Source organism: Pseudomonas sp. Bout1 (assembly GCF_034314165.1).
GTDB lineage: Bacteria > Pseudomonadota > Gammaproteobacteria > Pseudomonadales > Pseudomonadaceae > Aquipseudomonas.
The window spans coordinates 6,860,576-6,880,240 of the sequence record NZ_JAVIWK010000001.1 but is presented as its reverse complement, the minus strand read 5'-3'; the positions used below and the strand labels follow the sequence as shown (position 1 = coordinate 6,880,240).

At 62.1% G+C, this 19,665-nt stretch carries 13 protein-coding genes; 4 read left to right on the top strand and 9 right to left on the bottom strand.

The annotated features are described in order from the left end of the window. Positions 1–138 precede the first annotated feature (138 nt). Entirely contained in the window at positions 139–336 is a 198-nt protein-coding gene (locus RGV33_RS31965; protein WP_003213445.1) for a PA3496 family putative envelope integrity protein, read from the top strand. Here RGV33_RS31965 and RGV33_RS31960 read toward each other — a convergent pair. Further along, the gene (locus tag RGV33_RS31960) at positions 266–1,240 is read right to left on the bottom strand and encodes a LysR family transcriptional regulator (protein WP_322148451.1); all 975 of its coding nucleotides are present in this window, start codon (positions 1,238–1,240) and stop codon (positions 266–268) included. The genes RGV33_RS31965 and RGV33_RS31960 overlap by 71 nt on opposite strands. A 193-nt stretch (positions 1,241–1,433) precedes the next feature. On the opposite strand from RGV33_RS31960, the gene RGV33_RS31955 reads away from it, so the two are divergent. Next, a complete protein-coding gene (locus tag RGV33_RS31955) occupies positions 1,434–2,849 on the top strand; it encodes an acetyl-CoA carboxylase biotin carboxylase subunit (protein ID WP_322148450.1) in 1,416 nt (471 codons plus the stop codon). Between the two features lie 11 nt (positions 2,850–2,860). Next, positions 2,861–4,669, top strand: a complete 1,809-nt coding sequence (gene oadA, locus RGV33_RS31950) for a sodium-extruding oxaloacetate decarboxylase subunit alpha (protein ID WP_322148449.1) — start codon at positions 2,861–2,863, stop codon at positions 4,667–4,669. 70 nt (positions 4,670–4,739) lie between these two features. Here the strand turns inward: oadA and RGV33_RS31945 are convergent, their stop codons facing one another. The 5 genes from RGV33_RS31945 to RGV33_RS31925 all read right to left on the bottom strand — a co-directional run bounded on the left by RGV33_RS31945 (position 4,740) and on the right by RGV33_RS31925 (position 11,131). Next, positions 4,740–6,065 carry an autotransporter outer membrane beta-barrel domain-containing protein gene (locus RGV33_RS31945; RefSeq protein ID WP_322148448.1) on the bottom strand — a complete coding sequence of 442 codons (1,326 nt, stop codon included), beginning with the start codon at positions 6,063–6,065 and terminating at the stop codon, positions 4,740–4,742. Between the two features lie 111 nt (positions 6,066–6,176). Further along, positions 6,177–9,149 carry an autotransporter outer membrane beta-barrel domain-containing protein gene (locus RGV33_RS31940; protein WP_322148447.1) on the bottom strand — a complete coding sequence of 991 codons (2,973 nt, stop codon included), beginning with the start codon at positions 9,147–9,149 and terminating at the stop codon, positions 6,177–6,179. A 221-nt stretch (positions 9,150–9,370) separates the two neighbouring features. Beyond that, the gene (locus RGV33_RS31935) at positions 9,371–10,042 is read right to left on the bottom strand and encodes a GNAT family protein (RefSeq protein WP_322148446.1); all 672 of its coding nucleotides are present in this window, start codon (positions 10,040–10,042) and stop codon (positions 9,371–9,373) included. A gap of 10 nt (positions 10,043–10,052) precedes the next feature. Further along, complete coding sequence (locus tag RGV33_RS31930; protein WP_322148445.1) at positions 10,053–10,499, bottom strand: GNAT family N-acetyltransferase; 447 nt, start codon at positions 10,497–10,499, stop codon at positions 10,053–10,055. Then, complete coding sequence (locus RGV33_RS31925) at positions 10,496–11,131, bottom strand: FMN-binding negative transcriptional regulator (protein ID WP_322148444.1); 636 nt, start codon at positions 11,129–11,131, stop codon at positions 10,496–10,498. Before RGV33_RS31925 ends, RGV33_RS31930 begins: the two co-directional genes overlap by 4 nt. Before the next feature lie 104 nt (positions 11,132–11,235). Between RGV33_RS31925 and RGV33_RS31920 the strand changes: the two genes are divergently transcribed. Continuing rightward, positions 11,236–12,804 (top strand): PLP-dependent aminotransferase family protein, encoded by a 1,569-nt coding sequence (locus tag RGV33_RS31920; RefSeq protein WP_322148443.1) that lies wholly within the window; start codon positions 11,236–11,238, stop codon positions 12,802–12,804. Here the strand turns inward: RGV33_RS31920 and RGV33_RS31915 are convergent. From RGV33_RS31915 to RGV33_RS31905, 3 genes are all read right to left on the bottom strand, one after another. Further along, positions 12,743–17,344, bottom strand: coding sequence for a dermonecrotic toxin domain-containing protein (locus RGV33_RS31915; protein ID WP_322148441.1), 4,602 nt, complete (start codon positions 17,342–17,344; stop codon positions 12,743–12,745). The two genes, RGV33_RS31920 and RGV33_RS31915, sit on opposite strands and share 62 nt — an antisense overlap. 104 nt (positions 17,345–17,448) lie before the next feature. Then, on the bottom strand, positions 17,449–18,540 hold the full coding sequence (locus RGV33_RS31910; protein WP_322148440.1) for a polyamine ABC transporter substrate-binding protein: 1,092 nt from the start codon (positions 18,538–18,540) through the stop codon (positions 17,449–17,451). Then, positions 18,537–19,571 (bottom strand): histone deacetylase family protein, encoded by a 1,035-nt coding sequence (locus RGV33_RS31905; RefSeq protein WP_322148439.1) that lies wholly within the window; start codon positions 19,569–19,571, stop codon positions 18,537–18,539. Before RGV33_RS31905 ends, RGV33_RS31910 begins: the two co-directional genes overlap by 4 nt. Between the last annotated feature and the right edge of the window lie 94 nt (positions 19,572–19,665).

The window sequence follows — 19,665 nt, the reverse complement described above, 5'->3', positions numbered from 1 at the left end:
TTATCGCAGGCAAGCCAGCTCCCACAGTTGATCGTGTTTGAGCCCCGCAAGATTCATCGTCCTGTCATCCCCGTGCCGCTAAACCGTCATTGCCCGAGCCCATCCTGAACTCCCCGTACTCGCATTGGGAGACTCGAAATGGCTCGGCAATACGAAGAAAGCAACAGCACCGTCAAGACCCGTCGCCAACAGGAAGACCAGCGCCGCATGGCCTTCCGTCGTGCAATTGAAGACCGTTGCGACCAGCGTCAATTGCAACAGAGCATCAGTGACTACCCGGAGCTCCACTGGCAGGCACCCGCGGCTGCCCAGCGAAGCGTTCAGCCAGCGCGCTGATCTGTAGCCGCTCGCTGCGGATAAAGCCCAGGAATGCATGGGCCACCGGTGACAGGCGCTTGGCCTTGGCCTGCACCAGGCACCAGCTGCGGTACAGCGGCAGTTCTTCCACCGGCAGTTCCTTGAGCCCGCCGGTGGCCAGTTCCAGGTTGACCGCGTGGCGCGTCAGCAACGCCACGCCCAGCCCGGCGGTTACGCACTCGCGCTGCGCCTCGGCAGAAGACACTTCCACCGTCTGGGTGAAGTGCACGCGTTTCTCCTTGAAGTACTCCTCGCAGGCCATTCGCGTTCCGGAACCCGGCTCGCGCAACAGCAGCGTATAGGGCTCCAGGTCCTGCAAGCGCAACGGGCCCTGATGGCTCAACGGATGATCGTGGGGCGCTACCGCGACAATCGGGTTGTTCAGGAATGGCAGGAATTCCAGGCCCATGTCCTGGGGCACCATGGACATGATCACCAGGTCGTCGCGGTTGTCCGAAAGCCGGCGAATCACCTGGGCACGGTTGACCACCGTCAGGTGCAGGTTGACCTCCGGGTGCTGGCGCTTGAAGGCGGCAAACAGGTGGGGCACGAAGTACTTGGCGCTGGATTCCACCGCCAGTTTCAGCTGGCCTTGCAGCGAGCCCTGCATGTCGGAGAGCTGCATGTCGAGGTTTTCCAGGCGCCCGAAGATGTCCCGGCTGGCCCGTTGAAGCGCTTCGGCCGCTTCAGTCATATAGAGCTTTTTGCCGACGTAATCGAACAGCGGCTGGCCCAGCAGCTCTTCGAGCTGCTTGATTTGTAGGCTAACAGCCGGCTGCGTGAGAGACATTTCCTCAGCTGCACGGCTGTAGGAACGCAAATCACAGACTTCATTGAAAATCTGCAGCTGACGCAATGTCATACGCATCAATGACTTACGCATTATTCGAAGACTCCCGCCGACCACCGTTGCGAGGACTATAAGTCTTTACTTATACACAACCCAATTATTATTGATTTTTGTTAATCCCTGCAGGGGCATAGTGTGTGTCTCGCGACTGGCTTGAAACATTTAGTCACGCGCCGACCCGGTTCAGGGTCGAAGTAGGTAGCAATCGGCTCAAGGGAATTTCCAAGTGATAAAAAAGATCCTGATCGCCAACCGTGGTGAGATTGCCGTACGTATCGTGCGTGCCTGCGCCGAGATGGGCATTCGTTCGGTCGCGGTCTATTCCGATGCCGATCGCCATGCGCTGCATGTAAAGCGCGCAGATGAAGCCCACAGCATCGGTGCCGAGCCATTGGCCGGTTACCTGAACCCGCGCAAGCTGGTGAACCTGGCGGTGGAGACCGGTTGCGATGCGCTGCACCCCGGCTACGGCTTCCTCTCGGAAAACGCCGAACTGGCGGACATTTGCGCCGAACGTGGAATCAAATTCATCGGCCCGTCGGCAGAAGTGATTCGCCGCATGGGCGACAAGACCGAAGCCCGCCGCAGCATGATCAAGGCCGGCGTGCCGGTTACCCCCGGCACCGAAGGCAACGTTGCCGACATCGCCGAAGCCCTGACCGAAGGCGAACGCATTGGTTACCCGGTGATGCTCAAGGCCACCTCCGGTGGCGGCGGTCGCGGCATTCGTCGCTGCAACAGCCGTGAAGAACTCGAACAAGCCTTCCCCCGTGTTATCTCCGAGGCCACCAAGGCCTTCGGTTCGGCGGAAGTGTTCCTGGAAAAATGCATCGTCAATCCCAAGCACATCGAGGCGCAGATCCTCGGTGACAGCTTTGGCAACGTGGTGCATTTGTTCGAGCGCGATTGCTCGATCCAGCGTCGTAACCAGAAGCTGATCGAAATCGCCCCAAGCCCCCAGTTGACCCCTGAACAGCGCGCCTATATTGGCGACCTGTCGGTGCGCGCAGCCAAGGCCGTGGGCTACGAGAACGCCGGCACCGTGGAGTTCCTGCTCGCCGAGGGCGAGGTGTACTTCATGGAGATGAACACCCGGGTGCAGGTGGAACACACCATCACCGAAGAAATCACCGGCATCGACATCGTGCGTGAGCAGATCCGCATCGCGTCGGGCCTGCCATTGTCGGTCAAGCAGGAAGACATCCAGCACCGTGGTTTTGCGTTGCAGTTCCGCATCAACGCCGAAGACCCGAAGAACAACTTCCTCCCAAGCTTTGGCAAGATCACCCGTTACTACGCACCCGGCGGTCCCGGCGTGCGTACCGACACGGCGATCTACACCGGCTACACCATCCCGCCGTTCTACGACTCGATGTGCCTGAAGCTGGTGGTGTGGGCGTTGACCTGGGAAGAAGCCATGGACCGCGGCCTGCGCGCCCTGGACGACATGCGCCTGCAAGGCGTGAAGACCACCGCCGCCTATTACCAGGAAATTCTGCGTAACCCGGAGTTTCGCAGCGGCCAGTTCAACACCAGTTTCGTGGAAAGCCATCCTGAGCTGACCAACTACTCGATCAAGCGCAAACCCGAAGAGCTGGCCCTGGCCATCGCCGCCGCCATCGCCGCCCACGCAGGCCTGTGAGGAATATAAGAATGAGCAAGAAGATCTTCGTTACCGACACCATCCTGCGCGACGCCCACCAATCGTTGCTGGCGACCCGCATGCGCACCGACGACATGCTGCCGATCTGCGACAAGCTCGACAAAGTCGGCTACTGGTCCCTGGAAGTCTGGGGCGGCGCGACGTTTGACGCCTGCGTACGCTTCCTGAAAGAAGACCCGTGGGAGCGCTTGCGCCAACTGCGTGCGGCATTGCCCAACACACGCCTGCAAATGCTCCTGCGCGGCCAGAACCTGCTGGGCTACCGCCACTACAGCGACGACGTGGTCAAAGCCTTCGTCGCCAAGGCCGCCGTCAACGGTATCGACGTGTTCCGTATCTTTGATGCGATGAACGACGTGCGTAACCTGCGGGTGGCCATCGAAGCGGTGAAAGCGGCCGGCAAACATGCCCAGGGCACTATCGCCTACACCACCAGCCCGGTGCACACCGTCGAGGCCTTTGTGGCCCAGGCCAAGCAGTTGGAATCCATGGGTTGCGACTCGATCGCGATCAAGGACATGGCCGGCCTGCTGACTCCATATGCCACTGGAGAACTGGTCAAGGCGCTGAAGGCCGAGCAGAACCTGCCGATCTTCATCCATTCCCACGACACGGCCGGCCTGGCTGCAATGTGCCAACTCAAGGCCATCGAAAACGGCGCCGACCATATCGACACCGCCATCTCCAGCTTCGCCTGGGGCACCAGCCACCCGGGCACCGAGTCGATGGTCGCGGCCCTTAAAGGCAGCGAATTCGACACCGGCCTGAGCCTCGAGCTGCTGCAGGAAATCGGTTTGTACTTCTACGCCGTGCGCAAGAAGTACCACCAGTTCGAAAGCGAGTTCACCGCGGTCGACACCCGTGTGCAAGTCAACCAGGTACCGGGCGGGATGATCTCCAACCTGGCCAACCAGTTGAAAGAGCAGGGCGCGCTGAACCGCATGAGCGAAGTGCTGGCCGAAATCCCGCGGGTGCGTGAAGACCTTGGCTTCCCGCCGCTGGTCACCCCGACTTCGCAGATCGTCGGCACCCAGGCGTTCTTCAACGTGCTGGCCGGCGAGCGCTACAAGACCATCACCAACGAGGTGAAGCTGTACCTGCAAGGCGGCTACGGCAAAGCGCCGGGCACCGTGAACGAAAAACTGCGGCGCCAGGCCATCGGCAGCGAAGAGGTGATCGACGTTCGCCCGGCCGACCTGCTGAAGCCGGAAATGACCAAGCTGCGCGGTGAAATCGGTGCCTTGGCCAAGTCTGAAGAAGACGTGCTGACCTACGCGATGTTCCCGGACATCGGCCGCAAGTTCCTTGAAGAGCGTGACGCCGGCACCTTGAGCCCGGAAGTGCTGTTGCCGATTCCAGAAGCCGGCGGTGTAACCCGTGCCGGCGGCGAAGGCGTGCCGACCGAGTTCGTGATCGACGTGCACGGCGAAAGCTACCGCGTGGATATCACCGGGGTTGGCGTCAAGGCCGAAGGCAAACGCCACTTCTACCTGTCGATCGACGGCATGCCCGAAGAAGTGGTGTTCGAACCGCTCAACGAGTTTGTCAGCAGTGGCGGCAGCAAGCGCAAGCACGCTACCGAGCCGGGCCATGTCAGCACGGCGATGCCGGGCAATATCGTCGACGTGCTGGTCAAGGAAGGCGACATGGTGAAAGCCGGCCAGGCCGTATTGATCACTGAAGCGATGAAGATGGAGACCGAAGTACAGGCGTCTATCGCTGGCAAGGTCACCGCCGTTCACGTGGCCAAGGGCGACCGGGTCAACCCGGGCGAAATCCTGATTGAAATCGAAGGCTGATCAACAGCCTTCAAGACTACCGCTTAAACCTCGGGGGGGCATGTGCCCCCTTTTTTTTCGCCTGCAATAATCAAAAAGCCAGGGTCCATTGGCCTTTCACGCCCTGGTTGCGGCTATGGCTGCCAGCCTCTGCGGAATAGGCCAGGCCCACGGTGTGTTGCGCCGAAAGCGCCAGGTCGACGCCGGCCTGCACGGCCAGGCTGTCGCGGCCCAGGGAGGTGCCTTGTAGGGTGAAGTCACTGTTGAAGCCTGGCCGTTTTACCCAGGCCAGGGACTGGCGCACTGTGCTGCTCACGTCGCCGTAAAGATGCTTCCAGCCTGTGCTCAGGTGCGGTTTGAGGGTCATCCAGTTGTCCAGCTCAAAGGCGCTGGCCACGCGTAAGCCGAAGGTACTGCTGAAGTTTCCCTGGGTCTGGGCACCGACATTGAGCGCAGTGAAACGACCTTTTTCCGTGTAACGGTCGCGGTGGTAACGCTGATAGCCGAGCCCGGCAAAGGGTTCAACGCTAAAGCCGCCCTTGTCCAGTTGGTAGCCCAGCTCGGTGAAGGCGTTCTGGCTGTGGGCGGTGTATTTGCCTTGGGACTGCTCGCGGTAACCGGCGAAATCAACGTCCACCGTGCGTTTGGTTTCACCGGCATGACGGCTGTAGATCACACCCAGGCGCAGGGCCAGCGGCCCGTCCTGGCGCACGGCGTAACCGCCCAGGTGCCAGCTGTCGAGTTCGCCCTTGAAGCGGGCGGCCCTCAGCTCGCTGGCAGACTTGGCGCCCATCACACCCACTCGCCAGCTGTCGTCCAGCGCCCAGTCGCCGCCCAGTACCAGGCCCCGGGTGCGCTGCTGCAAGCCGGCGCTGGCGTGTTGCCCTTCAAGCTTGCCGGCGCTGCCCAGGGCATGAAGCCAGAGGCGGCCATGGCCTTGGTCATTGCCGGCGTTGCGCTCGTCACTCAATTGGCGCATGGCTGAAAGCAGGCTGGTATTGAGCGGTGTCATGCTGTTTTGCGTCGCGCTGGCAAGGTTGGCATTCTGGCTGCCTGCCAGTTGCTCCAGCACTTCCCCCAATCGCCCGGGCTTAAGGTTGGCCAACCTGCGGCTGAGGTTTTCCAGTTCGTATTCTTGCCACTCGTTGAGCTCTCCCGATTTCAGCAGGGTGGCCACGCCATGGTCCAGCACCTGGGCGACACGCTGGCCGTTGCGCGTGGTTGCATGATCGGCGAAGTGGAAGTCGCCGGCGGGCACGGGCTGCACGGGGCGGTGTTGAGTTTTTTTTCCATCAACCGGTATCTCGATCCACTCGCTGTCTGGATCGATATCCTCGCGCGCGTGGGCGAATTGAGCGCTGCTGAACCCCAGCGCGAAGATGACGGCGAGTGCGAGTTGTTTTTGTATGAGTGGCATGTAAACCCAACCTCTTGATGTATGAGGTTGGGGAATTTAGCGAGGTAAAGGGCAGATAAATGTCAGGCTAACCACCCCTCGTTTGCCGGAGATGTCTCTAGCGGGCAGCGATTAAAAGCTCATCTGCCACTGCCCGATCAAGCCATGATTGCGGCTGTTGCTGCCGATTTCGCCGCTGTAGCCAACACCCAGGGTTTGGCGGGCCGAGAGGCCTACATCCAGCCCGGCTTCGAGCAACAGGCTGTCGCGGTCCAGCGCGCTGCCTTCCACGTTGAACGCGGTGCCGCCCATCAGGAAGGCCTGGCGGGTGCTGCTGTCGACATCGCCGTAGGTGTGTTTCCAGCCCGCGCTGACCCGAGGCGTGAGGCTGATGCCGTTGTCCAGCTGGCTAAGGTGGGCCAGGCGCAGGCCGAAGGTGCTGCTGAAATTGTCCTGGGTTTGCCCGTCGACATGCAGGGCCGCGGCGCCGCCTTTTTCGTTGTAGCTGTCACGCTGGTAGCGCTGGTAGCCCAGGTTGGCAAACGGCTCGGCGCTCAGGCGCCCGCTGCCCATCGCATAACCCAGTTCGGCGAAAGCTTGTTGGCTGTTGGCGTCGTAGTCACCTTTGGGACGATCGCTGAAACCGTCGAAGGCCACCGTGCGTTTGCTCTCGCCCTGGTGCCCGCTGTAGGCAGCGCCCAGGCGCAAGGCCAGCGGCCCGCTCTGACGCATGGCGTAGACGCCGGCGTGCCAACTGTCGATGCTGCCGTCGACGCCGGTGGTGTCCAGGTCGGTCTTCGAATAACCGCCCAGCACGCCCACGCGCCAGTCCGAGCCGAGTGCCCAATCGGCCCCCAGCACACTGCCCTTGGTACGCTGGGTCAGGCCGTTGCTGGCGTGGTCGCCGTCGAGCTTGCCGTAGCTGCCGATGCCTTGCAGCCACAGGCGGCCCCGGGCATTCGGGTCGTTAAGGTTGCGGGCGCTGGCGGGCACGCCGGTGGCGGCCAATACGGGCGTGTCTTGTTGCTCAAGGCCCACCAGCAAGCCTGCGCCGCCGCCCAGTTGGTGCATGGCGTTGAGCATGCTGTTGCCGACCTGCGCACTGGCGCCGAGGGTCGCGCTGGTCAGGTTGGCGGTGCTGCTGCCCGCCAGTTGCTCGATGGCAGCACCGGCGCTGCTGTTGCTGGTGTTGAGCAAGGCGTTATACAGCGGGTTGTTGTTGCCCAGGCTCGCCAGGGCGTTGGCGGCGCTGGCGCCGTTGCCGGTATTGGCGAACTGATTGAAGGCCACGTCGTTGCGGGTGTAGGTCAGGCCAACCTGGGTAGGGCTGTAGTCCAGCGTGGGGGTGAGGAAGGCATAGTCGCTGGTGACCTTGCCGAACGTGCCATTGATACTGCCGGCTTGCAGCACCGTGTAGTGGCTCTGCCACGGGTAGGTGCCGGTGCCGGGGTTGACCGCCAGGGTCGCGCCATTCAGGTAGGCGGTGCCCCCGACCTGGACCGGTGCGCTGCTGCCGTCGGCGTTGACGCCATAGGCCAGGGTCGAGCCGCTGGTCATGGTCAGGTCGCGGGTGATGGTGGCGGTGCCGAGTGTGGTGTTGGTCTGCAAGGTGCCTTTGACCAACAGGCTGCCGACGCTGCCGCCACCGGCGTAAATACCGCCTTCATCGACGGTCAGGTTGCCGGCGATCCCGCCCTGGTTGATCAGTTTGGCGCCGCTGAAAATCTCGCCGCCATCGCTGAAATCGCCGCTGCCGGTGAGGGTCCAGGTGCCTTGTTTCACGTCCAGCCATTCGAAGTTGCGGCTATTGCCAAAACTGCCGCCGGCGGCGTCGTCCATGGTCAGGCGGTCGTAGCCGCTGCCGCCATCTACCACGCCGACAAAGCGGCTGCCGCCGAGCAGGGTCAGGTTGTCATTGCCGCCGCCCAGATCCAGGGCCAGGCCGTTGCTGCCGCTGATCAAGCCTGCGTTGACCACCGTGTCGGCAAACTCACCGACGAACTTCACACCAAAGCCGTCCAGGCCCTGGATGGTGCCGTGGTTGATCAGGGTTGTGGCTGCCAGTCCCGGGCCATCGCTGCCATCGTCCACCAGGATTGCGTTGTTCGCGCCGCTGACCAGCGCGCCCACACCGTTGAACACGTAGCCACCGCCGAGGGCGATGCCTTCGCTGCCGTTGGCAAAGCCATTCTTGTCGACGCCACCGGCGCCTATGCCCTGGATGACGCCGTAGTTCTCGATGTGCGCGATCTTGTCGATATCCACACCGTCACCGTCACCATCCGGCTGCAGCCCAGAGAAAGCACCCGTGATGGTGCCGTGGTTGATCACCGTGCCGTCGCCGTCGGAGCCAAAGCCCGAGCCGTTGCGGCCGATCACCGTGCCGTAGTTGGTCAGCGTGGCGCCCAGGTCGGTGGTGATGCCGTGGCGCCCGCCGGAAATCAGGCCGTAATTGGTCACCGTCACGCCGGTGGCGGAGTCGATGTCGACGCCGTCGAACTTGTCGTCCCGGGAGAAAGTGTCGCCGGTAGAAATCTCGCCGTAGTTGGTGATGGTGGCATTGGCGCCGGTCTTCATGCCGTCGCTGGCATCACCGTGAATCAACCCGCCGAGGCGGTTGATGATGGTGGTTGTGACGTTGGGGCTGCGGATCGCATCCAGGTCCAGGCCCTGGCCGGTGGCGGAGCGAATGGTGCCGCTGTTGTCGATCAACAGGCTGCCGCTGGCGAAATTGCTGTCGATGCGCAGCGCGTCGTTGGCACCCTGGATCACCCCGCCGGCGCGGTTGTAGAGGCTGTAATTGCGCGCGCCGGTGAGGTCGCCGCCGCTGTCGATGGCACGCCCGCCGGTGGAAGTGATGCTGCCGGAGTTATCGATCAGCACACCCTTGCCGCTGGTGCTGTCCTTCAGGGTCACGGCCACTTTGCTGGTGGTGATGCTGCCCGGTGCCGAAATCGTCAACGAGTCACTGCCACCCAGGGTTTGCCCGGTGGTGGTGGGCGTGTCGATCTGCAGCGTCTTGGTCGGAGCAGGCGCCGCGTCGGCAAAACCGCTGCTGACCAGCAGGCCGAGAGTGAGCGCAAGGCGCTGGGGCGAAGGGGGCATGGCGGGCGACCTTGTTTTTGGAAAAGAGTCGACCTGTATAGCGGAGGTTTTTTACAGAATGATGGCGGGGATGTGACTGAGGCGGTGCGTCGTTGGTGATCCAATGTAGAGCGGGCTTTCTGTGGTGAGCGGGCTTGCCCCGCGCGGGGCAGGCCCGCTCACCACAGAGATATTCAGCAACCTTGCAAGCCCGGCCCACAGGGTTCGGCAGTGTGGGTGGCTCAGGTACGGCATTCCACCAGCGTCTTCAACTGTCCCGAACCGGTCTGGTTTGCATCCGAAAGCCATGCTTCAAACCCCGCCCCAATCGCTGGCCATTCTCCATCCAGGATCGAATACCACGCCGTATCCCGGTTCCGGCCCTTGACCACCGTGTGCTGGCGAAACACCCCTTCAAAACTGAACCCCAACCGCTCGGCGGCATTTTTGGAGCGGGCGTTGGCGTTGTTGCACTTCCATTCCAGCCGACGATTACCCAGCTCAAACGAGTGCCTGGCCAGCAGGTACACTGCCTCGGTGCTTTTCGGCGAACGTTGCATCGGCGCGCCGAAGGTCACGTGGCCGATTTCGATGCGCCCCTGTTCCGGGACGATGGACATCAGGCTGAGGATGCCTTGCACGTCGCCGCTGGCGCGGTCGATCACGCTGAAGAAGTACGGGTCGCTGTGGGTCGCGTGGTTGTTCAGCCAGGCATCGAAGGCGGCGCGTTCGGGGAATGGGCCATAAGGCAAATAATCCCACAGCTTCGGATCGGCACCGGGGCCTTGCAGGGCTTTGAACAGGCCATCGCCGTGGCGCGCCGGGTCGAGTTTTTCCAGGCGGATAAAACGCCCTTCGATAACGGTGACGGTGGGCGCCGGGACACCTTTCCAATCGGCCAATGATGTCGACATGAAGCTCTCCTTAAAGACCTTTGCGAAACTGGATAAAGCCGGGGCGCTCGGCAATGCGTTCATACAGCTGGATGGCAGTGGCGTTGGTCTCGTGGGTCAGCCAGTGGACCTTGCAGCAACCATCGGCCTTGGCGGTGGCGTAGACAAATTCAATCAGTTTACGGCCTATGCCCGTACCACGCTGGGCCGGGTCTACCAGCAAATCCTGCAGGTAGCAGGAGTTTTCGATGCTCCAGTTAGAGCGGTGGTAGATGAAGTTGACCATGCCCACGGCCTTGCCGTCTTGCCAGGCCAGGGCCGAGTGGGTCGGTTCATTGGCATCGATCAAGCGTTGCCAGGTGTTCTGGCTGACGGCGTCGGGCAGTTCGGTGTTGTAGAAGCGCAGGTAGGCGTGCCACAGGGGCAGCCAGGCGGCGTGGTCGGCGGCGCTCACCTGGCGGATTTCGATCTGGCTCATGTTGGCTCCTTGGGAATAAAGCGGGCGAGGGTCTGGTCGCGCACGTCGGCGCTGGCAGCCAGGCCGTCACGCACACCGGCGATGTCGGCCTGGCTGCGGTTCTGGCTGAGTTTGCGTTTGCCTTCCAGGCGCTGGATCGGCAGGGCAAAGCCAACGATGGCCTTGAGCATGCCGTCGATGTAGTCGGCCGGCGCATCGCTGACTTTCCACGGCTGGGCGCGGCGGCCTTCATGGCGGTCGGTGAGGGCGCTGACTAGCTTGAGCAGGGGCTGGGCGTCGGTGAACACTTCGCCACTGCCGTAGGCATGCACCGCCAGGTAATTCCAGGTGGGTACCACTTTGCCGTGCTCGGCCTTGGCCGGGTAAAACGCTGGGCTGATGTACGCTTCGGCGCCGGCAAATATCACCAGAGCCTCGCTGCCATTGTGCAGGTCCTGCCATTGGCGGTTGGCCTTGGCCATGTGCCCGTAAAGGGTGCCATTGGGCCCTTCATCAGGGTTGAGCAGCAGCGGCAAGTGGCTGGCTTGCAGCCCTTGCTCGCCAAAGGTCACCAGTTGCGCCAGGCGTGTGTGCTGGATCAGTTGGTGAATTTCGGGCAAGTCGTCGAGGGCAAAGGCGCGTGGTGTGTACATGAAGATTTTCCTTGGCGAATGCCTGCATCCTAGGCAGGCTATTGGTTCGTTGTAAGAGCCATCTTTGGTCCATTTCATAGGTCCAATTTGCCGGAGTGTGTGCGATGCCCCCGATAGAGCCACCGCTGTCATTCAACCCTGCCGGCATCGAGTTGGATCGCCGTCAGGGCCTGACGCGCCAGCTTTACCAGGCCCTGCGCCAGCGCGTGCTGGATGGGCGGCTGGTCAGCGGGACTCGGTTACCCGCCAGTCGCGACCTGGCCGCCGCGCTGGCGATCTCCCGTAACAGCGTGGTGCGTGCCTACGATCAGCTGTACGCCGAGGGGTTTATCGAGGGCCGGATTGGCGACGGCACCTACGTGGCGCAGTTACCGACTACCCCGGAGGTCGCAAAAAAACTATCCACAAAACTGTCCACAGGCTTATCCACAGGCTTATCCCCAGGTTTATCCACAGACTGGCTGGATCTGCCGGTCAGTCCCGCGCCTGGAGTTATCCACAGCGCTGCCTTGGGACTGGTGGAAAACAATCATTTGCAACTTCCGCCAACGGGCCCGCCGCGAGCTTTTCGCGTGGGTGTACCGGCGTTCGATCTGTTCCCGTTTGACGTCTGGGCCAAGCTGAATGCGGCTTTCTGGCGCAAGCCAGACTTGCAACAACTGTGTTATGGCGACCCGGCCGGGGATGCGCGTTTGCGCGGCCTGGTTGCCGCTTATCTGCGCAGTTCCCGAGGTGTGCAGTGCACGCCTGAGCAAATAGTGATCACCAGTGGCGCGCAACAGGCAATCAGCCTTTGTGCACAGCTGCTGGTGGAGCCCGGTGATGGCGTGGCCATCGAGAACCCCGGGTACCGCGCGGCAGGCCATGCCTTCGCCGTCGCCGGGGGCCACTTACAGGGTGTGGCCGTCGACAGCGAAGGCATCGATTGCACCGCGCTGAATGCGCTCGCCGGTTGTCGACTTGCCTACGTCACGCCGTCCCATCAATACCCTACCGGGGTGGTAATGAGCCTGGCCCGGCGCCTGGAGCTGCTGGCGTGGGCCGAGCGCACCGGCGGCTGGATCGTAGAGGACGACTACGACGGCGAGTACCGCTACAGCGGTGCACCGCTGGCGCCGCTGGCAGCGCTGGATCGCAGCGGCCGGGTGCTGTATGTCGGCACCTTCGGCAAGGTGGCCTTCCCGGCGCTGCGCCTGGGCTACCTGGTGTTGCCGCCGGCCATGGTGCAGGCTTTTGCCCGGCGTCGCGCGGTCGACATGCGTCACTCCGAGGTCAGCACCCAGGCTGTGATGGCCGAGTTCATGGCCGCCGGGCACTTCCAGCGGCATGTCAGGCGTATGCGCCGCGCGGCCTTGAGCCGGCTCAATGCGGTGTTGGCCGAGTGGCCCGAGGGCATTGAGGGTGTCGGCCCGTTGCCGACCGTGGCGGCGGGGCTGCATTTGACGGTGCGGGTCGACAGCCTGGCCCGGGAGCAGGCACTGGTGGAACAGGCGGCCTCGGTGGGGGTGGAGGTCAATGGTTTGAGCAGCTATTGGTTGCCGGGCTCCTGCACGCCAGAGGACCAGCGTGCGGGGCTGGTGCTGGGGTTTGCGGCGGTGCCCGAGGCGCGGATCAGCCAGGCGTTGAAGTGCTTGGCCCAGGCGTGGCGTCAAGGGCTGGCGCCAGTGGGTTGAGAAACAGCAACCGGGCCAGGTGAGGGCCAATTTCACTGCGATACACGCCAATGCGCTGTTGTTCCGAGTCGCCCAGCTGCTCGAATGCGCCTCCCAGGCGCCGTTGCTCAAGGGTCTTCAAATGAGCGGCGGTGTAATGTTCATTGGCTGCGCCCGGTTCGCTGTAGTGAAAGTGCGCGTACCACAGCACCTGGTCGGTTTTTTTGTCGCGAATCTCGTACTCCTGAAGGTAATCCTTCCTGGGGCCCTTGAGCCTGCGGCGAGTCGCCAGGGTTTGGATGGTGATCTGCTTATCGATGTACAGCAGCTCTACATGGGCCGCTGTGGGGGGCCGTTTCTTGAGCATGTCGAGCTTGATCTCCCGGCCGGCGCGGTAGAGCTTCTTGACCGCCTCTTCCAGTTGCTGGCGCACGGTTCGGGAGGCTCTGTCATCGGTCTCGTTGGTGGCATTGGCGGCGTGTTCCACGGCATTGGCCGCTGCCTCCAGCGTTTCTGCCTGGCGCCACACTTTCTCCTCGATCTCCACGGGCAACCGTCGGGTTTCCCCCGACAAGCCCCATGTACGCTCGATAAAATGGTCGGCGTCGTCGAGTAACGCCTGGGCTTTTTTGAGGCTGGCCTTCAGCCCCATGGCCGGTGGCGCGGGTGCCGGGCTGTGTTCAGATACGCGCTGCACCCACACCCCTGGGGTTTTCTCATGGAAGGTGGCGACGACTTTGCCGGTCAGGGGCGCCTTTACCTCCACCAGGCTTGGGTCATCGGTGCGCGGCTCGCCGATCACCACTTGCCGGGAGCGCGTCTTGATGATTTTGCGTTGGGGGGCCGGGGGAGCGTCGGTCGTTTTGGACTTGCTCTCTTGAGCCCTTCTCTCGCGCAAGGTAATGACCAGTTGCCGAGCGGCTTGCTGGGCAAACTCATCAATTTGGCGGCGCGTGGTTTCCAGGACCTCGCTGTTGATAGAACCCGCAAACTCGCCTGGCAGGTCCAGGCAGTCTTGATGGATCACGGCAAATTGGTCGACCAGGCTGTCCAGTGCGCCAATCCGCTCGTGGAGCGGGGTCGTCTCGGGTAACGCCTGCATGGCGCGCACGCTGATAATCGCCAGGCTGGCTTCGTCGACAATGCGATTGACCACCTCGCGCGCGCCGCTCTGGGCGGCCTCGGGAGTGTTCTGCACGGCCAGGTAGCGCGTCAGCGAGATTCGCGTGCTTTTGAGGTCGACGGGCTTATCGCCGGGCAGTTGCCGGCGGGTTTCTTCAGCCACTTTCAGCGCGTCCGCGCCCAGTCCTCGCAACGCCTCCATGTGAGCGTCCAGTTGTTCCAGTTGCTGCAACAGCTGGCCGGCGAGGTCGTACAGCCGCCGGTGATCGTCGATGAAGGCAGCGTCGTTTTGCAGCTGCGGGCCGAGCCTGTCCCGTAGTGCTTGATATTCGCCATTGCATACGTCCATGGCAGAGCGCATCAGCAAGAGTTGCTGCCCGAGATAGCGGGTCATTTTCACCGGATAGTTGGCGACGGTGTCCAGGATGTTCAGCGATTTGAGGCGGGAAATAGTAACTTCATATTCTTCGCTGCGCTGGTAGACCTTGTTGATAAATTCATCCTGTGCGGCCTGCGCCGAGGTGCCCGGTACAGCCTTACTGTCGGCCAGTGCCTTTTGCAGGTTAATGGTCTTTTGAAGGCTCTGATCGTCGAAGTCTTCCAGTTGCTGGCGCAATTCTGAGATTTTGGGCGGACGCAGCCGGCGATTTTTCTTCAGCCGGCTGCGCAAGCCCGCCCCGCGCAGGCGCAGGCGCGTATCGACAAACCATTGGCCCAGGCGGTTATTGACCAGCACCGGCCCCAGGCGCGTTGGCTGGCGGTGGTCGACAATGATCACGCAGTCGTTGTCATCCACCACGACCTGAAACCAGCGTTGCCCTACGGGGGCATACCAATGCTCGTCCAGCGGGTACAGGTGCTGGTACGGACCTGGATCGTTATGTTGCGCGCCGAGCTCTTTGGGTTTGGCCAGGCTGAAGCCGTCCAGGGTTTGAGCAAGGCTTGAGGGGGTGCGGATCAGCGCGCCTTGGGTGTGCAGCGACGACTCGTGGCCGACGGGCAATTGAGCGGTTTCAAGGGTCGTCTTTTGGGGCGCTGACGGCAGGGTATTGGGTGTGGGCTCTTCAAGGGCCCGCTCTTGCGGGGCTTGGCGTTTGACTGCTGAGGGGCGTCGACTGGCGAGGTGCAGCGCCAGCGCCATCCCCAGGTTGAGCAGGATGTCGGTCACGGCTGTCGATTGGCGTTGGTCATCACCCTCTTCCCGGGCGGTGACCACCTGTTCCAGGTCTTGCATGATTTGCCCGATCCACGCCGCGGTGCCGACGGTTTTGCCGAGAAATGGCAGCGCCGCGTTGAATATCAGCCAGCCCGTGTTCTTGATGCTTTCCCAGCGGCCTTCGGCATTGGATACCGATTGCCGATCGGCCATGGTCACCAGTGCGTTGGCATTGGCATTGAACAGCTCGGCCAAGGTGTTATCGCCCAGGACCTCGTCGCTCAAGGCAATGGGGCCGCTCAACACCAATGCGACGAGCGGTTCTATCAGCAGTTTGGACACCACCCAAGGCGCGGTCAGAGTGCCTGGAAATACAAATTGGGCGTAGCCCAAACGCGTGGTGTCGGGCAGCCAGGCCAGTACGGCCTGGCGCAGGGGGGTATTTTGTTTGATGGCGTAGAGCAAGTTGGTGCGCGAGGCAAATTGGATCAACGGCTGGTCGGACATCGGCCGGTAGAGCAGGCAGGGCCCGTCCTGGGCGTTCTGCGGGCCGATCACAAACATGTTGGCGACCTTATCGGCCCGTCGGCTCAAGCGCAGGGTCGGGATGAACGCCAAGGGGCGCATTACGATGGGCTGGCCGTCGACGCGGCGCAGGTCGGCGGCGCTGGTCATCACCGCGCAGACATAGCGGTAACCCAGCTCGTCCACGCCGAACTGGTTTCGGATCTTGTATTGCAACGCCAGCAACGGCAGTTGGATGCGTAGCTGATCGCCAAACAGGGCTTGGCGACGTTTGGACTCCGTCGGGTCGTCGAGCAAGGTTTGCTTGATCAGTGCCGGGTACTGCTGGCCGACATTGACCTGCGTAATCAGGCCTTCCAGGTAGGTGACGGTCATCCAGCCCGGGGTGGCAGTGCCATTTTCATAGCTGACCGTCTTGTTGCCCAAGGGCAGCGAAACCAGGTTTTGCAGAGCCAGTTCGATCAGGTTAAACGTGACGGTATCCACCAGCCCCGGTGCGGTGAACAACCCCACGACCACTTGGCTGGTAACGGTAATGCGGATATTGAGCAGGTTGAGGCTGGCGGCTTGGGGATGGTCCTTGAGCATCTGTTTGCGCAGGGCTTGCAGGGTGTAATCACGGATGGGTGCAATGCCGTCCTGATAGCAGCGCTTGTGCTGGCGACCATTGAGTTGCGCCAGGTCCAGCACGTAGCGGTTGTACAGGGACAGGTCGGTGAGCGGTGCGTTCATGACCCACTCGGGCAGTGCGTCACGGATCCAGTGCAATTTGGCCAGGTCCTGGACCGGTAGTTGGTTGGCGTCCAGGAGCATGTCCCGCTCCACGGGATCCGGGGCGGCCACCACGTCTTCGTCTACCGCCGAAAGATCAGAAATCGCATCGATTTGCAGGCTGATCAGCGTGCAAGCCAAGTGCTCGAAAAAATTCCCCTCAGGCTCGAACAGGCGCCAATGCAGCGCCAGCCGGTGAGGATTGATGGCATGGCGGGTGAGGGCATTTTCCAACGCCTGCACGCTGGAGAATTTCTCGTGTCCGGATCCCAGCGAGTAAGTGAGGATGATTGTCTGCTGTTCATGGGTGCCGATTAATACCGCCACGGGCGTCAGGCTGAGGTGCACGTTTTGGTCGTCCTGGCCCTGGTCGACATCAACCAGGTAGGTACGCGTGCCGTATTTATCGTTGGGCAGGCGCTGGGTGTAGTCGGGGTACTGGTACACCAGCTTCGCCATGGCGCGTTCGTCATCGTCCCAGTCGCCACCCTTGAGGTCCCACACGTTGCGCAGGGCGCTGGCCAGCGCCTGCCAACGAGTGCCGTTGGGGCCGTTGGTGGCGTTCCAATAATCGAGTTGTTGTTCCTGATAGGCAAAAAACAGCAAGGGCGCCAGTTCGTTGATCAAACGGCCAATGGCATCGATACGTACCGGCAAGTGAATATCGGGTCGGCTGTTGGAACGGTATGTGAGGTAATGCTCACCGTCGATGTACAGCGCACGGGTGCCGGCCAGGGCATGCTGGGCCAAGGATCCGCCAAGGGTTTCATAGCGCGGCGGGCCCGGGATAATTTGACCCTTGACGACCTGCCATGAGGGCGCGACAACCACCGCCAGGTTCGGGTCGATATCCAGTTGGGGATAAAGCTCTTTGAGCGCTGGGCGCAGGGCCGCGGCGGCGACGTCGCGTACCGACGGGCCGGTGGTCAGTTGGGTGACCAGGGTGTTGGTGTCGAGGGTGCCATTGTCTGAAGAAGGTTCGGGCATTGGGGGCCATCCGTGGGGCAAGGGAGTGCCGCACGGTAGCCAGCCTTTGACGGGGTGAAGTGTTAGTTAGTTAGCGGCACCGCTGGGTGCCGCCGCAGCGTTGCTCAGGTGCCGGACTTGATCTTGGTCCAGGCGCGGGTCCGGGCCCGTTCGGCGTCGCGTCCCAGCGGCTTGAGGGTATACAACGTGGCCATGGCCGCCTCGGTCGGGTACAGGTTGGGGTTGCCGCGAATCGCCGGGTCCACCAGCGAAGTGGCGTCCTTGTTCGGGTTGGGGTAACCGACAAAGTCGCTGATCGGGGCGATCACGCCAGGTTGCAGCAGGTAGTTGATAAAGGTGTAGGCGTCGTCCGGGTCTTTCGCGCCTTTAGGGATGGCGAGCATGTCGAACCAGATCGGCGCGCCCTCTTTAGGCAGGCGCATGTCCACGGTCACGCCATTCTTGGCTTCCTTGGCGCGGTTGGCGGCCTGGGAGAAACTGCCGGAATAACCGACGGCCACGCAGATGTCACCGTTGGCGATGTCGGCCATGTACTTGGATGAGTGGAAATAGGTGATGTAAGGGCGGATCTTCATCAGTAGGGCTTCGGCTTTGACATAGTCCGCCGGGTTGCTGCTGTTGGGGTCCAGGCCCAGGTGCTGCAGGGCCAGGGGCAGGATCTCCGACGGCGAATCCAGCAGCGCCACGCCGCATTGCTTGAGCTTGCTGATGTTCTCTACGTTGAAGATCAGGTCCCAGCTGTCCACGGGGGCGTTGGCCCCGAGTGCGGCCTTGACCTTGTCCGGGTTGAAGCCAATCAGGATGGTGCCGTACATGTAGGGCACGGCGAATTTGTTCCCCGGGTCGTTGGCCTCGATCAGCTTCATCAGTTTGGGATCGAGGTGGTTCCAGTTGGGCAACTTGCTGCGGTCCAGCGGCTGAAACACCGAGGCTTCGATCTGTTTGGCCAAAAATACGTTGGACGGTACTACCACGTCATAGCCGGAGTTGCCGGTCAGCAGCTTGGCTTCCAGGGCTTCGTTGGTGTCGAAGATGTCGTAGACCAGCTTGACGTTGGGGTGCTGCGCCTTGAAATCCTCAAGCGCCTTGGGGGTGATGTAGTCGAACCAGTTGTAGACCCGCAGGGTTCGCTCTTCGGCCTGAGCGGTTGCACTCAGGACGGCTGCGCCGAGGACAAGATACTTGAGTATGTTCATTGTGCTGACCCCTCGAAACCTTCAAGAACGTTGACGGCGTTGATGCCGATTTCTTCGACGGCGTAGCCGCCTTCCATCACAAACAGCGTGGGCTTGGCGAGTTGCGCGATGCGGGCGCCCATGGCCAGGTAGTCCGGGCTGTCGAGCTTGAACTGCGAGATCGGGTCGTCCTTGAAGGTGTCGACGCCCAAGGACACGACGATGACATCAGCGCCGTAGCGTTCGATCTCCCGGCAGGCCTTCTCCAGAGCCGCACTCCACGTCTCCCAGCCGGAACCTGCGGGCAGCGGATAGTTGAAGTTGAAGCCTTCACCAGCGCCTTCGCCCAGCTCGTCGGCATAGCCGAGGAAGAACGGAAACTCCGCCTCCGGGTGGCCGTGGATCGAAGTGAAGAGCACGTCGCTGCGCGCATAGAAAATCGACTGGGTACCGTTGCCGTGGTGGTAGTCCACGTCGAGGATTGCCACCTTGGCGCAGCCTTGGTCGAGAAATGCCTGGGCTGCGATTGCTGCATTGTTGAGGTAGCAATAACCGCCCATCAAGTCGCTGGCGGCATGGTGCCCCGGTGGACGGCACAGCGCGAAGGCACTGAGGGCGCCTTGCTGGATCGCCTGTTGCGCCGTCAGCGCGACTTGCGCTGCGCTGTAGGCCGCCTGCCAGGTGCCGGCGGTGATCGGTGCGCCACCGTCGAAGCTGTAGTAGCCAAGCTGGCCGTGCAGGCTGGTGGGAAGGACACGGCGCAAGGTGCGTGCGGGCCAGGTGTAGGGCAGCAGGTCGCCGTCCTGGCCGAATTCGGTCCAGCGTTGCCAGGCACCTTTGAAGAAGGCCAGGTAGTCGGCGCTGTGGATGCGTTGCAGCGGGGCCAGGCCGAAATCCTCTGGCGCCTGCACCGCGCCCAACTCGCGGTCCTTGACCCGTTGCAGCACATGGTCGGCGCGCGAGGGCATCTCAAAGCAGGGCATCAATTGCCCGTCCATCAGTTCGCAGCGGCCATGGTGCAGGTGGTGATCGTCCGAGTAGATCGTCAGCATATTGTTGTTCTCCGCAGGCTGTGTCGATGCATGCAGTCTTGCGGCGGGCGGGGTTTATGAGAACGGCAGGAGCGGCCAAAAGGGGATAAATATG